A 14143-nucleotide genomic window follows, 5' to 3' on the forward strand; every position below is an offset into this window, starting at 1 on the left:
GGGAGCAGAGAACATTTCAAGATATTACAGGCACTTCCGGAGACTCAGGTTTTGCTGACAAGACTCACCTTGAACCGGCAACCATTTGGCTCCATCGGTGTGAGCCCTACACTCCAACCCTGATTCGCACAGATCCGTTGCACCAGCGAAAGCCCAAGACCAAGCCCTTCTCCACGCTGCTCATTGCCTCGCACAAAAGGCTCGAACATGGCTTCGCGTTTTTCTTCGGGAATGCCCACGCCGCTGTCTTCAACCAGAAAGCCGTCTTCCAGCAGGGTCAGGGCGATAAAGCCATGATCGGTGTAATGCAGCGCATTGCGCAGCAGGTTGCCCATCACCGCATGCAGAAAGGTGGCGTTGTAGCGCACATCGGTCGACAGGTCGGCCTCTGGCGGGTTGTAGATCAGTTGCAGGCCCTTGCCTTCGATCGGGCCACGCCACAAGGCAACCAGTTGCTCGGCAACAGCACCAAGAGTGGCGCGTGGCGTCATGGCCGGATCTTCGCGCTGGGTTCGGGCCAGCATGAGGAAGGTCTGCACCAGATCGCGCATTTCTTCACAGGCCCGGGCAATACGCTCTACCTGCCTTCTGGCACGCTGGTCGAGGGCCGGGTTTTCAAGCAGCAGTTCGCAGGAGCTGGCGAGCACCATCAAGGGTGTACGCAGTTCATGGCTGACATCGCTGGTAAACATCCGCTCACGTATCAGCGCCTGCCTGAGACGGCCAAGCGTGGCATCGAACGCGACGGCCAGCTCACCGACTTCGTCGGCGGCATAATCAGGGGCCAATGGCGGCGCCAGCCCCAGTAGCTGGTCACGATGGCGAACCTGTCGAGCCAGACGTACCACGGGAGCCATGACACGCCGGGCCAGAACCCAGCCCAGGAATACGGCGAGCGCCAGGGCCAGCACGAACCCCACCAGTACAACGGCGAACAGAACACGCTCGCGCTCTTCAAAGTCGCTCTGATCCTGCAGCAAGGCGTAATGCCTGCCATCCACCACCTCGATCATGGCGTGGTAGGACAAGGGCCCGCGAAACACTTCATGAAAGCCCGGCTCAAGATGGCGCAAGTCCTTGGGCAGGTCGAAATCGCCCGGACCATTGGTGAAGTAGAACAGTTGGTCCGGCTTGGGGCGATGGCTCCAGTCACTGACACTGTCCATCAGCATCAAACGATTGAGGTCGCCTCCCAAGCCCGCGGAAATCAGTTTTTCCTCGACCAGATGAACCGTGGAAATGATTCCCATGGCAAAAGAGCCAGCGACCAAGGCACTCATCAAGGCAAAGGCAATGATGATCCGCTGGGCAAGGCTCTGTTTAAACTCCATCCTTGCCCTCGGCCAGACGGTAGCCAACACCATGTACGGTTTGCAGCAGAGGTTTCGGGAAAGGTTTGTCGATCACCTGACGTAACTGATGCACATGGCTGCGCAGGCTGTCGCTGTCAGGGCAATCATCGCCCCACAACGCTTCCTCAAGCACCTCGCGACGCAGCACATGCGGGCTCTTCTGCATAAGAACCGCCAGGAGTTTCAAACCGACCGGGTTGAGTTTGAGCAGGCGACCGTCGCGTGTGACTTCCAGGGTATCGAGGTCATAGACCAGGTCAGCGACCTGCAGGGTACGACGCCCTCCTCCCTGAGCACGACGCAACACCGCTTCGATACGCGCCGCCAGTTCGGACAGCGCGAAAGGCTTGAGCAGGTAGTCGTCGGCACCGGAGCGGAAACCCTGCAAGCGATCATCCAGTTGATCACGGGCGGTGAGCATGATCACCGGCGTGTCACGCCGCGCATCTTCGCGCAGGCGCTTGCAGAGGGTGTAGCCGTCGATGCCGGGCAGCATGATGTCGAGCACGATCAGGTCGTAATGCTCGGTTGCAGCCAGATGCAGTCCAGAGAGGCCATCCTGTGCGCAATCGACTGTATAGCCTTTCATACCCAGGTAATCAGCCAGGTTCGCCAGGATGTCACGGTTATCTTCGACCAGAAGAATTCGCATGTGGGACACTCTCATATGCAATTTGGGCTGGCGCAGCTTAAGGCGAACTCAGCCTAAGGGCCAGTACCACATAGCTTTACGTTTTTTTCACCAGAGGTGGCAGAAACTGCTGCGTCCCCCGTAACAGCCGTCGGGGCCTTTGTAATAGAACTGGATTCGACATGCCGACACCCGCAACCCTGCCCGGCTCACGCCCGCTAAATCCGTGGATATATCTGGGTATTCCTGCTGTAACCGCTCTGATCCTTATCCTGCTGGAACTGACGTCACTGGACATGAGCCTCGCCCACCTGGCTTATGACCCGATCGCGGGCGACTTCATCGGCAAGCACAGCTATTTTCTCGAAGACATCCTGCACGACCGCGCCAAACAGGTCGTCATTGGCCTGGCTGTCGTGTCCATGCTTGTTTTCGCCGCCTCGTTCAAGGTCAAGCGCCTGATGCCGTGGCGCCGCGAACTGGGTTGCCTGGTGCTTTCCATGGCGCTTTCGACAGGTTTCGTGACTCCGCTAAAAGTCGTCACTTCAGTGCAATGCCCATGGAGCCTTACCGAGTTCGGCGGCAAGGAAACCTACAGCGAACTGCTCGCTTCGCGTCCTGAAACGGACAAACCGGGCCGCTGCTGGCCGGGCGGTCATGCGGCGACCGGCTTCTCCCTGCTCGCCCTGTTTTTCATGTTCCGTGACCGCAAGCCACGGCTGGCAAAGGCTGGGCTGATACTCGCTTTCAGCCTGGGCTCCCTATTTTCTCTGGGCCGTATGCTGCAAGGCGCTCACTTCTTCTCGCACAACGTCTGGACAGCGGTGTTCTGCTGGTTGATCTGCCTGGGCGCGTATTACTTCATCCTGTACCGACCGGATAAAAACGTCCAGGCAGAGCAAGGTCTGCTCGTGAAGCCTTAAACCATGTATTGGTGGTAATACTCCAGCGTGGCCACGTTCTTGTGCTTGGATTCGAACATGACGTCGAACCGGTCAAGAAACCCGGTCACGTATTCGTTGGTCCAGCGGTTCCACATCATGTCGCTGTGGCCATAGAGGTCGCGCTTGGAGAGGACGTGCAGCAGCGCGTCCATTTCCAGCTTCTGGTCAGCGGTAAAACCCAGCTCCTGCAAACGCTCCTGGGGCTGAGAGTAATGCATGGTCGGACGCACGCCACGCCAGCTTTCAATAACCCGCTCGACGCGAGGCGACTGCGCAGGCATGTAGTCATCTTCATGGATCCAGCAATGGTGTACGTCCAGAACCACCGGAGCCAGATCGGCTAACCCGAGGCAATCGTCCACGCCGTAGGTTTTTTCGTCGTTCTCGAAAGTGATGCAGTTCTGCGCCTCTTTCGACAGACGCGACCAGATAGAGCGAATACCCTCGGCGCCCAGACGACCGGCAATGTGGATATTGCATTTGAAATCCTGGAACTCACGCCCGTAGCCCATCATCCGGATCATGTCAGCGTGATACTCGAATTCGGCCAGGCTGTTCTCCACCACTTCAGGCTTGTCGGAACCCAGCACGCAATATTGGCCAGGATGCATGGACAGCCGTATTCCGGCAGCACGCGCCGCCACACCAATGGCGGCAAAGCCCTTGATCAGCATCGACTGAATGACCGGCTGCCGGTAGAACGCGCTGACTTTCGGGTGGCTGTAGAACGGCAGCAGATCACTGCTCAGACGCAACATTTTCAGTGCATCAGGCAAGGTCGCCACATAAGCCAGCAAACGCAACTGGGCTTCGAGGTTGTGCTCGATGATCTCCACCAGTCTGGCATGAGCGACTTCGGTGGAAACGCTCTCCATCCAGCGCAAAGTGGTGGTGCGCGGATTCAAGGCCGCCTCAATGGTTTTCAACTCGCCAGGGGACAGGTTGCGTTGAGGGTGTCGATACTGGCATGCAAAACCGATCCGGGCAGTGGACATGGCAATCCTGAAATCAGAAGGAATGGTGATCAGACTATTGAACGGATAGACCGTTCGCTATTGTGTAATTGCATCAATGGTCCAGCGTTTGACTCCGGCTCATATGCTCAGGCGAACAGCCAGAGCGCTCAAGGTGACGACAAGAATGGGAAGAGTCAGCACGATGCCGGTCTTGAAGTAGTAGCCCCACGTGATGGTGATGTTTTTACGGGCCAGTACATGCAACCACAGCAGCGTCGCGAGACTGCCGATCGGGGTGATCTTGGGTCCCAGGTCGCAGCCGATGATATTGGCGTAGATCATGGAGTCACGAATGACGCCATCGACCTCGGCAGCATGAATGGATAGAGCGCCCACCAGTACGGTTGGCATGTTGTTCATGACCGACGACAACAGCGCGGTGAGCAGCCCGGTACCCAGCGAAGCCCCCCATACTCCATACCCGGCGAACAGGTTGAGAATCCTGGCTATATGATCGGTCAGGCCTGCGTTCTTCAGGCCATACACCACCAGATACATCCCAAGGGAAAATACCACCACCTGCCATGGCGCGCCCCTGAGCACCTTGCCGGTTTCGATCACATGCCCCCGTGCAGCGATGGCGTAGAGCACAAGGGCACAGACAGCGGCGATTGCACTGACCGGGATGCCAAGGGGCTCGATCACAAAGCAGCCCACCAGCAGCAATACCAGCACCCACCAGCCAGCGATAAACGTCGCACGATCACGAACCGCTTCATTAGGACGCTGGAGATGGTTCACGTCGTAGGTCGCGGGCAGATCCTTGCGAAAAAACCACAACAGCATGCCCAGCGTGGCCGCAATACTGACGAAATTGACTGGCACCATGACCGAAGCGTAACGGCTGAAACCAATATCGAAGTAGTCGGCCGAAACGATATTGACCAGATTCGAGACCACCAGCGGCAAGCTTGCGGTGTCGGCAATAAACCCGGCCGCCATGACGAACGCCAGGGTTGCTGCCGGCGAGAATCGCAACGCCAGTAACATTGCGATCACGATGGGCGTAAGAATCAGCGCTGCACCGTCATTGGCAAATAATGCCGATACAACAGCCCCCAGCAGGATGATGAAAGCAAACAACTTCCGGCTGCTGCCACCGCCCCAACGCGCAACGTGTAGAGCAGACCATTCGAAGAAGCCCGCCTCATCCAGCAACAGACTGATGATGATTACCGCAATGAAGGTGCCAGTGGCGTTCCATACGATATGCCATACCGCAGGAATATCACTCAGGCTTACCGCTCCGGTCAGCAGGGCTAGAACGGCACCGAAAGTCGCGCTCCACCCTACGCCCAACCCCTTGGGCTGCCAGATGACCAAAACGATAGTGACGACGAAAATCAACAGTGCAATCAGCATGGGGACAACTCAATGGCAGGGCTGGATCAATCGCAAATGGATTCGGACACCTTGAAACATGCCGATCACCCACACTGGCAACTCAGGATGAAGACGATGGGCATAAAAAAATCCGATGCCAGTATCTGACATCGGATTTTCTAGAAAAAACCTGCCTCGACTCAAATGCTCAGGTAAACAGCATTACGCTTGGCAGGGCTCCTCTGGTGTCGCCTGGGGTAAGGCTGGCTTACATCATGCCGCCCATGCCACCCATGCCGCCCATGTCTGGCATGCCGCCAGCCGCTGGCTTGTCTTCAGCCACGTCAGCGATCATCGCTTCGGTGGTGATCATCAAGCTGGCGATGGAGGACGCTGCCTGCAGAGCAGAGCGAGTCACTTTGGCCGGGTCCAGGATGCCCAGGTCGATCATGTCGCCGTATTCGCCGGTAGCAGCGTTGTAACCGAAGTTACCCGAACCCTGCTTGACCTTGTCGACAACAACGCTTGGCTCGTCACCGGAGTTGGCAACGATCTGGCGCAGTGGAGCTTCTACAGCGCGACGCAGCAGAGCGATACCGACGTTCTGATCGGCGTTGTCGCCTTTCAGGTCAGCGATTGCCTGCAGGGAACGAACCAGAGCAACGCCACCGCCAGGTACCACGCCTTCTTCAACGGCTGCACGGGTAGCGTGCAGGGCGTCTTCAACGCGGGCTTTCTTCTCTTTCATTTCAACTTCGGAACCGGCGCCGACCTTGATCACTGCAACGCCGCCAGACAGCTTGGCCAGACGCTCTTGCAGTTTTTCCTTGTCGTAGTCGGAGCTGGTGTCACCGATTTGCTGGCGGATCTGAGCGATGCGCGAGTCGATATCGGTCTTGACGCCGGAGCCGTCGATGATGGTGGTGTTTTCTTTGTTCAGAACAACGCGCTTGGCATTACCCAGGTGTTCCAGGGTAGTGCTTTCCAGGCTCAGTCCGATCTCTTCGGAGATGACGGTACCGCCAGTCAGGACAGCGATGTCCTGCAGCATTGCCTTGCGACGGTCGCCGAAACCTGGAGCCTTGACGGCTGCAACTTTCACGATACCGCGCATGTTGTTCACAACCAGAGTCGCCAGGGCTTCGCCTTCAACGTCTTCGGCAACGATCAGCAAAGGACGGCCAGCTTTTGCGACTGCTTCCAGAACCGGCAGCATTTCGCGAATGTTGGAGATCTTCTTGTCGACCAGCAGGATCAGCGGGCTGTCCAGCTCGGCAACCATGGTGTCCGGCTTGTTGATGAAGTACGGGGACAGGTAGCCACGATCGAACTGCATGCCTTCTACGACCGACAGTTCGTTTTCCAGGCCAGTGCCTTCTTCAACGGTGATAACGCCGTCTTTGGTCACTTTTTCCATGGCTTCGGCAATGATGTCGCCGATGGAGTTATCGGAGTTGGCGGAGATGGTGCCAACCTGAGCGATAGCCTTGGTGTCGGTGCATGGCTTGGACAGCTTCTTCAGCTCGGCAACGATGGCGATGGTCGCCTTGTCGATACCGCGCTTGAGGTCCATAGGGTTCATGCCGGCAGCGACGGCTTTCAGGCCTTCGTTGACGATAGCCTGAGCCAGAACGGTAGCGGTGGTAGTACCGTCACCAGCGTCATCGTTGGCACGGGAAGCAACGTCTTTGACCAGTTGCGCGCCCATGTTTTCAAAACGGTCTTTCAGTTCGATTTCCTTGGCAACCGAAACACCGTCTTTAGTGATCAGAGGAGCACCGAAGCTCTTCTCGATGATGACGTTACGGCCTTTCGGGCCCAGGGTCGCTTTTACTGCGTCAGCCAGGACGTTTACACCAGCGAGCATTTTCTTACGGCCAGCGTCGCCGAATTTAACTTCTTTAGCAGCCATGATCTTTATTCCTTCGATACTTTGTAGTGACGGAAATCAGCGGTTTTCTCAGCCTTCGATGACAGCGAGGATTTCGTTCTCGCTCATCACCAGCAGGTCTTCGCCGTCTACTTTCACAGTGTTGCTACCGGAGTAAGGGCCAAACACTACTTTGTCACCCACTTTCACGGCCAGCGCACGTACTTCACCGTTATCCAGCACACGGCCGGTACCTACAGCGACGATCTCGCCACGGTTAGGCTTTTCAGCAGCCGAACCTGGCAGCACGATACCGCCGGCAGTTTTCGTTTCTTCTTCGCTGCGACGGATTACGACGCGGTCATGCAGAGGACGAAGCTTCATTGTCGATCTCCTGATTATGGTTTTAGAGCGCCCGGTGAACACACCGGCGGGGGTTAAAAATCCGGTCTTGCCGGTTACGGTTCGGCGAGCGAACCGCAGAATACGGTCTGGCAAATGGGCCAGAAACCTTGCGGTGACCCATACATAAGGGCGAGCAAGGTGATTACAAGTCTTGGCCAGGATTTTTTTTCGCACAGACAGGCACTTGAAACGAACACGGCACCCGAAGGTGCCGTGCAGACGAGTCATGCCGATTACTTGTCGCGATGCTCGAATTCACCTTCGATGACATCGGGTTCGCGGGTAGGCTGATGAATCGCGCCAGGACGGCTGCTTGCCGGCCCCTGACTGGCCTGGTGAAGATCCTCGGAGAACGCACGCTGCCGCGTGGCCTGAGCTTCGGCACGCTGGCGAAGCTTGCCGGCCAGCAGGCGGCGAGTGAACGGCAGAAGGCAGATCACACCCAGGATGTCGCTGATGAAACCGGGCAGCAGAAGCAGCCCGCCACCGACCGCAATCGTCAACCCTTCCAGCATCTGCTGCGCGGGAAGCTCGCCACGCGACAGGCTTTCACGGGCACGCAACGCGGTGGCCAGACCGGCCACACGCATCACGAACAGGCCGAGCACCGAAGTACTCAGCACAAGAAGGAAGGTCCACAGGAAGCCGATGGACATACCGACCCGAACCAGAACGAACAGCTCCAGCACCGGAAAAAGCAAAAAGAGCAGCAGAAAAACGCGCATCAAATCAGTTCCTCTAAGGAAGAATGCCTTCCAAGTAGACCGTATGTGATGTCAGAAGATCGTTAATTCAAGCTTTTTGCTCTTCAGATGAAGGCCATTTTTGCACGCGAGCCAAATGAACCAAGGCTTCGCGCACTTGTGTCGGCGTATTGCAAGGCTCACCGAATGCCAGCCAGTGGATGCCACGGCCGATCCTCAGGTGCATGCCTTCACTGTCGAGACCGACCATCTGCGCAGGCTCGGTCTGCGGCAGGCCGGACAGTGCCACGTAATGCGCAATGGCATTGGCGTGGTCGTCATTCATGTGCTCGACCATGCGGGTTTCGACTTCCCCGGCGAACGGGTTGGCCAGAGCAACGTCATCGAGCCAGTGAATGGCGCCAAAACCGCCAATGTAGCGATAGCGCACCGGAGTCAGCACCCAGAAATCGAAATCATGGGCGCTGTGATAACTCTGCGACTCTGGGAAATAGCGGTAATAACGCTGGGCGGCCGCTTCGATGGCTTGCGGGTCGCTCAACTTCACGGCCTCAGCCAGCACCGTGATACGCCCGACGGCCTGCACGTCATCGGCTTCGCGCTCGCCCACCAGCAAGGAACACTTGGGGTCCAGGGTCAGGTTGTGGGTGTGCTGGGCAATCCGGCTTATCAGAATCAACGGCCTGCCCTGCTCATCGAGGCAGTAAGGCACCGCCGAACCGAACGGAAAGCCGGGCATGGACCTGGAATGCGTGGATAGCACAGAGCGATACTCTTTGAGCAATAACTCCCGGGCATTTTTAGAGGCTTTCGCGCTCATCGTGTGGCTCCTTATAACGTTTTCGCCGAGTTAAAGACGAACGCTCTGAAACAGCTTATAACTTGTTGCGAATGGCATCAGCGATCACCGGTGCCACGGCATTGGCTTACAGATTGGGCACGCACATGGAATTGAAAAACAAGTTAATTATTATTACGGGTGGCGGCCAGGGGCTGGGTCGTGCAATGGCCGAGTATCTGGCGACCAAGGGCGTCAATCTGGCGCTGGTGGACCTGAACCAGGAAAAGCTCGACCAGACCGTCGCAGCCTGCAAGGCACTGGGCGTAGAAGCACATGCCTATCTGGCCAACGTTGCCAGTGAAGAACAGGTCACGGACACGATTGCAAAAATAGCCGAAGACTTCGGCGCTATTCACGGCCTGATCAATAATGCCGGCATCCTGCGCGATGGTTTGTTGCTCAAGGTCAAGGATGGTGAAATCACCAAACTGAGCCTCGCGCAATGGCAGGCCGTCATTGACGTCAACCTGACCGGCGTCTTTCTCTGCACCCGCGAAGTGGCCGCCAAGATGGTCGAGCAGAAGAGCCAGGGCGTAATCATCAATATTTCTTCGATATCCCGCGCTGGCAATATCGGGCAAACCAACTATTCAGCCGCAAAAGCTGGCGTGGCTGCAGCAACCGTGACCTGGGCCAAGGAACTGGCGCGTTACGGCATCAGGGTCGCAGGCATTGCACCGGGCTTTATCGAGACCGAAATGACCGCCAGCATGAAACCCGAAGCGCTGGAGAAAATGACTTCGGCCATCCCGCTCAAACGCATGGGCACGCCCGCCGAAATTGCGCATTCGGTGGCTTACATTCTGGAGAACGATTACTACAGCGGCAGGATTCTGGAGCTTGACGGGGCAATGCGGATCTAGTCTGGACTCCCCACGGCATCACTGGACGATTGCCGTGGGGAAGCCTTTCGGTTTTTACCAGCTCACACCAAAGCCTGCGGTGTAGCGAGTCTTGTCGACATCGCCATTATCTGAACCGCTGATGATGTTTTTCTCGGCCTTGAGGTTCAACGATGCCCAGTCAGTGACCTTGTAGCGCAACCCTGCTTCGACATCCATCGAGTAATCAGCCACGCCGCTCAGAGGCTTGCCCACTTCACCGTTTGTGAAGAACTCGAATTTTTTGCCGACCAGATAACGGTTGTAGTCCCAGGTACCGGCAACCGCGTAGAAGTTCTCCTTGTCACCGTTGGAGAACTCGAAGTCGGTGCGGTTGAGCAGAGCACCGACCTTGAATGCACCCAGTTCGTCATCCCAGAACTGATAACCGGGACCGGTACCGACCGTGCGCTGACGGGACAGGTCTTCGATCTTGTCGCGCTTGTAGGTGATGCGCGCATCCCAGAACAGCTTGTCGGTCAGGAAGCGGTCCAGGGAGTATTCGGCGCTCCAGTTATCGGTGCCGACGGCATCGTCCGTCGTCTCGCGGTTGTAGTCGCCCTTGGCGTTATGACGCCACTGACCATGGCGCGCCGAGGTCTTGAACGCCACGTTGTAGTCGTTGGTATCGTTCTCGGCCTGCTGGAAATCCAGGGCTGCATCGATATTGCCCTTCCAGACCATGTCGGTGATGACCGGTTTGGGCTTGATGAGCTGCTGAATGCTGGCCAGTTCCACTGTCTTCGGAGTCTCGCCATTGACCAGCACGACCTTGCCGTCATCGGCAGCCTTCAAGGATTTGGCAACCTCGCCGGTGAACTGATCCTGCTTGACCAGCAACGGCTGGTCACTTTCAAGGGTCTTGACCTGCTTCCAGTCCAGAGGCACAGAACCACCATATGGCGTCTCAATGAGCAATTTACCGCCATCGAACAGCTTGATCGTGCCGCTCAACCGGTCACCGTTCTTCAACCAGACGGTATCGGCAAGCAGTGGAGTGGAGGCAGTGGTTATTGCAAGGCACAACAGGGTTCTGGACAACATAAGCGACTACTAGGCTCTGTTAAGCGGAAAATCGGGCATTATCCTGCCAGCCTGCTGGATAACGTCAGGTATCAATGACAGTAGGATCTTTCCGTAGTTCCGGTAACAAAACACATACATGCCTTTAAACAGGAATAAAACCGTGACCCACCCCGCGTCAGAACATGACGATCCTGGCGGGCTTTCCCCCGCAGAGGCCCGACGCACAGCGCTCTACCTCACACTTGAGCAGATACCGGAAGGCAAAGTTGTCAGCTATGGGCAATTGGCCGATCTGGCAGGGCTTGGAAGAGCCGCGCGCTGGGTCGGGCGAACCTTGAGCCAGTTGCCCGAAGGCACTTCGCTGCCCTGGCATCGGGTATTGGGGGCCGGCGGCAGGCTCAGTCTGCCGGCAGGAAGCATTTCAGGTGACGAACAGCGTGCCCGCTTGCGTGCAGAAGGCCTTACCATCCGTAACAATCGGGTCGATATGCAGCGCCATGGCTGGCGTCCCATGTAGCACAGCGGTTAGAGTGCGCCCTTTGTTTTCGCAACCTGAGGCAGTTTCCAGCCCATGCCCCGTAAAACCTGGCGCGCCGCGCTCGCCGCTTATGCCAGCCCCTCGACATTAGTACTGTTGCTGCTTGGATTCGCCGCGGGCATGCCTTACATGCTGGTCTTCTCAACGCTGTCGGTCTGGTTGCGTGAAGCCGGTGTCGCTCGCGAGACCATTGGTTATGCCAGCCTCATTGGCCTGGCCTACGCCTTCAAATGGGTCTGGTCGCCCCTGCTCGACCAATGGCGTCTGCCACTGCTCGGAAAACTGGGGCGTAGACGCTCCTGGCTGGTCCTCTCACAGGCACTGGTGATGCTCGGCCTGATCGGCATGGGCTTTTGCGACCCGCAGCAGCATCTATCGTGGTTGATCGCCATTGCGGTAGTGGTGGCCTTTTCCTCTGCGACGCAGGATATCGCCATCGATGCCTACCGCCTGGAAATTGCCCAGGACACCCAGCAGGCGGCCCTTGCTGCCAGCTACATGTCCGGTTATCGGGTCGCGGCGCTGCTGTCCACAGCCGGGGCGTTGTATTTCGCCGAAGGTTTTGGCTCGACGGGCTTCTCTTACAAGCACTCGGCATGGACCGGCACGTATGTGCTGTTCGGGCTGTTGATGCTGCCAGCGCTGGTTACCACGTTCATCATGCGTGAACCGCCAGTACCGTTACGCACCCAGTTGTCAGCGGCTCGCTATGGTTTTGTGCACCAACTGGCCTCCGTATTCGTACTCATTGTGCTGCTGGTTTCAGTGCCAGCGATGTTCACCCAGCTCTACAACACAGACTTCGCGAGTGTTCTGTTCGAGGGCAGCAGTTGGATGAGCCTGCTGCTGGAAGACCGGGCCTTCCTGCGCTCCATTCTGTATATCGTGCTCACCATAGCCTGCCTGTCCTCCATGGGGCGACGCGGCCTCGCTCCCGTGCTGACGCCCGTCAACGACTTCATCATGCGCTACCGCTGGCAGGCCTTTATCCTGCTGGGCCTGATCGCGACCTATCGCATGTCAGACACGGTGATGGGCGTGATGGCCAATGTGTTCTACATCGATCAGGGCTTTACCAAGGACCAGATTGCCAGTGTCAGCAAGATCTTTGGCCTGATCATGACGCTGCTGGGCGCGGGCGTTGGCGGTCTGTTGATCGTACGCTTCGGCATCATGCCGATCCTGTTCATCGGCGGCATGAGCTCGGCAGCGACCAATATCCTGTTCCTGCTGCTGGCCGACATGGGGCCGAACCTGAAGATGCTGGTGCTGACCATTTCCCTGGATAACCTGAGTTCCGGGCTGGCCACATCCGCCTTCGTAGCCTATCTGTCGAGCCTGACCAACCTCAAGTTCTCTGCCACCCAATACGCCCTGCTCAGCTCGATCATGCTGCTGTTGCCACGCTTGATCGGCGGTTATTCAGGGGTCATGGTGGAGAAATTCGGCTACCACAACTTCTTCCTCATTACCGCGCTGCTGGGCGTGCCGACCTTGCTGATGATCATTTTGCAGTGGAGCAAGGAAATTCGTACCGCAGACAAACAGGATGAGCCCGACAAGACCGTGGCTGACAAAGCGCATTAATCAAAATGCCCGGTGCATCAAGCACCGGGCTTTTCACCACTCCCAGTCTTTCTCCATGAACTCGGCCGTGGGTGGCAGGACCGAGTTCAGGAGTTGCAGGAATTGCTCGAATAACTCTTTGTTGGGAAAGCGAAATTCAAACCCCACCGTGATATCAGTTCGGTGAGTGATGATCATGGAGCGTTTGCGATCCACCGTGACAAAGTTGTACTCGTTCCAGGGCAAGCTTTGTTCATTATTGATTTTATTCTCCCAGTTCAGTAAAGAGCGTGCTGCCCCGAGTGAAATGGCGGCGGGGCCAAGCAGAAATAGCAGAGAGCCTGTGACAAGGGCGACGCCGAGAAATAGCAGGATGGTGAAGATGGCGATGCCCTTGAAGAAGGGACCTGCAAAATTTGGATAGTAGTCGTAGTATTCGACAGAGCCTGCCTGGAGATCTATATGGTAATTGAATATGGTCTTTTTTCTGGCGACAAGCATAATCATATAAGTCGCGGACACCACTGCCGCACAACCGAACCCTATAAGTAACTCCACATCCTCAGGGAGCGTATCCCACATCATCCATAGGCAATAAAGAAAAAGCGCAAGGCTTGAGCCTATAATGATAAGCTGAAATTTAATTAATTCCTTTGGAGGACAATCAATTGTTTTTATACTCCACGCCATTACAGTCGTATCGCTGCTGAAAAGTGTGTTCTGCGCTGTACTGCAGGCTGCTATTTTATTCATAATAATCTCTTATTCCAGAAGAGCGCTTCATGACCTGCAAACAGCGCGAAGTGAACAAGCGCGCCCTGTAAGGCTGATGCCGAACAGTTAAGGTCATAACTCACTTTGTGGGAGGCAGCCTGGCGACTTCAGCGTACAGACACAGAATATCTGTCGGTTTTCAGGCCTTTTTCGCCAGCAAGCTGCCTCCTGCAAGTAGCTCGTTGCATCAAGCACCGGTTTTTTCACCACTCCCAGTCTTTCTCCATGAACTCGGCCGTGGGTGGCAGGACCGAGTGCAGGAATTGCAGGTA

14 protein-coding genes are annotated in these 14143 nt (G+C 56.6%); 4 read left to right on the top strand and 10 right to left on the bottom strand.

Annotated elements, in window-relative coordinates:
• Positions 1-44: 44 nt before the first annotated feature.
• A complete protein-coding gene (locus tag JL015_RS27185) occupies positions 45-1331 on the bottom strand; it encodes a sensor histidine kinase (protein WP_201020651.1) in 1287 nt (428 codons plus the stop codon).
• Positions 1321-2004, bottom strand: a complete 684-nt coding sequence (gene colR / locus JL015_RS27190) for a two-component system response regulator ColR (RefSeq protein ID WP_201007169.1) — start codon at positions 2002-2004, stop codon at positions 1321-1323. The genes JL015_RS27185 and colR overlap by 11 nt, the downstream gene beginning before the upstream one ends.
• Before the next feature lie 161 nt (positions 2005-2165).
• On the opposite strand from colR, the gene JL015_RS27195 reads away from it, so the two are divergent.
• Positions 2166-2906: a phosphatase PAP2 family protein gene (locus JL015_RS27195; protein WP_201020652.1), complete on the top strand. Its 741-nt coding sequence runs from the start codon at positions 2166-2168 to the stop codon at positions 2904-2906.
• On the opposite strand, the gene uvsE is transcribed toward JL015_RS27195, so the two are convergent.
• The 6 genes from uvsE to JL015_RS27225 form a co-directional block, all read right to left on the bottom strand.
• Positions 2903-3922, bottom strand: coding sequence for a UV DNA damage repair endonuclease UvsE (uvsE, locus tag JL015_RS27200; RefSeq protein WP_201020653.1), 1020 nt, complete (start codon positions 3920-3922; stop codon positions 2903-2905). The genes JL015_RS27195 and uvsE overlap by 4 nt on opposite strands.
• A 99-nt stretch (positions 3923-4021) precedes the next feature.
• Positions 4022-5305: an arsenic transporter gene (locus JL015_RS27205; protein WP_201020654.1), complete on the bottom strand. Its 1284-nt coding sequence runs from the start codon at positions 5303-5305 to the stop codon at positions 4022-4024.
• A gap of 229 nt (positions 5306-5534) precedes the next feature.
• On the bottom strand, positions 5535-7178 hold the full coding sequence (gene groL / locus JL015_RS27210) for a chaperonin GroEL (RefSeq protein ID WP_201007155.1): 1644 nt from the start codon (positions 7176-7178) through the stop codon (positions 5535-5537).
• A 48-nt stretch (positions 7179-7226) separates the two neighbouring features.
• Positions 7227-7520, bottom strand: coding sequence for a co-chaperone GroES (locus JL015_RS27215; RefSeq protein WP_004881479.1), 294 nt, complete (start codon positions 7518-7520; stop codon positions 7227-7229).
• A 254-nt stretch (positions 7521-7774) separates the two neighbouring features.
• Entirely contained in the window at positions 7775-8266 is a 492-nt protein-coding gene (locus tag JL015_RS27220; RefSeq protein WP_025261689.1) for an FxsA family protein, read from the bottom strand.
• A 67-nt stretch (positions 8267-8333) separates the two neighbouring features.
• Entirely contained in the window at positions 8334-9065 is a 732-nt protein-coding gene (locus JL015_RS27225) for a HugZ family pyridoxamine 5'-phosphate oxidase (RefSeq protein ID WP_122321383.1), read from the bottom strand.
• A 125-nt stretch (positions 9066-9190) separates the two neighbouring features.
• Here JL015_RS27225 and JL015_RS27230 point away from each other — a divergent pair, with 125 nt between their 5' ends.
• Complete coding sequence (locus JL015_RS27230; protein WP_025261691.1) at positions 9191-9949, top strand: SDR family oxidoreductase; 759 nt, start codon at positions 9191-9193, stop codon at positions 9947-9949.
• A gap of 54 nt (positions 9950-10003) precedes the next feature.
• Here the strand turns inward: JL015_RS27230 and JL015_RS27235 are convergent, their stop codons facing one another.
• Positions 10004-11011 (bottom strand): DUF481 domain-containing protein, encoded by a 1008-nt coding sequence (locus JL015_RS27235; RefSeq protein WP_025261692.1) that lies wholly within the window; start codon positions 11009-11011, stop codon positions 10004-10006.
• A 118-nt stretch (positions 11012-11129) separates the two neighbouring features.
• Between JL015_RS27235 and JL015_RS27240 the strand changes: the two genes are divergently transcribed.
• Positions 11130-11510 (top strand): MGMT family protein, encoded by a 381-nt coding sequence (locus tag JL015_RS27240; RefSeq protein ID WP_051427746.1) that lies wholly within the window; start codon positions 11130-11132, stop codon positions 11508-11510.
• A 54-nt stretch (positions 11511-11564) separates the two neighbouring features.
• Positions 11565-13118: an AmpG family muropeptide MFS transporter gene (locus JL015_RS27245; RefSeq protein ID WP_025261694.1), complete on the top strand. Its 1554-nt coding sequence runs from the start codon at positions 11565-11567 to the stop codon at positions 13116-13118.
• A gap of 33 nt (positions 13119-13151) precedes the next feature.
• Here the strand turns inward: JL015_RS27245 and JL015_RS27250 are convergent, their stop codons facing one another.
• Positions 13152-13850, bottom strand: a complete 699-nt coding sequence (locus tag JL015_RS27250) for a permease (RefSeq protein ID WP_201020655.1) — start codon at positions 13848-13850, stop codon at positions 13152-13154.
• Positions 13851-14143: the final 293 nt, after the last annotated feature.

Source organism: Pseudomonas cichorii (genome assembly GCF_015471405.1).
Classification (GTDB): Bacteria; Pseudomonadota; Gammaproteobacteria; order Pseudomonadales; family Pseudomonadaceae; genus Aquipseudomonas; species Aquipseudomonas serbiensis.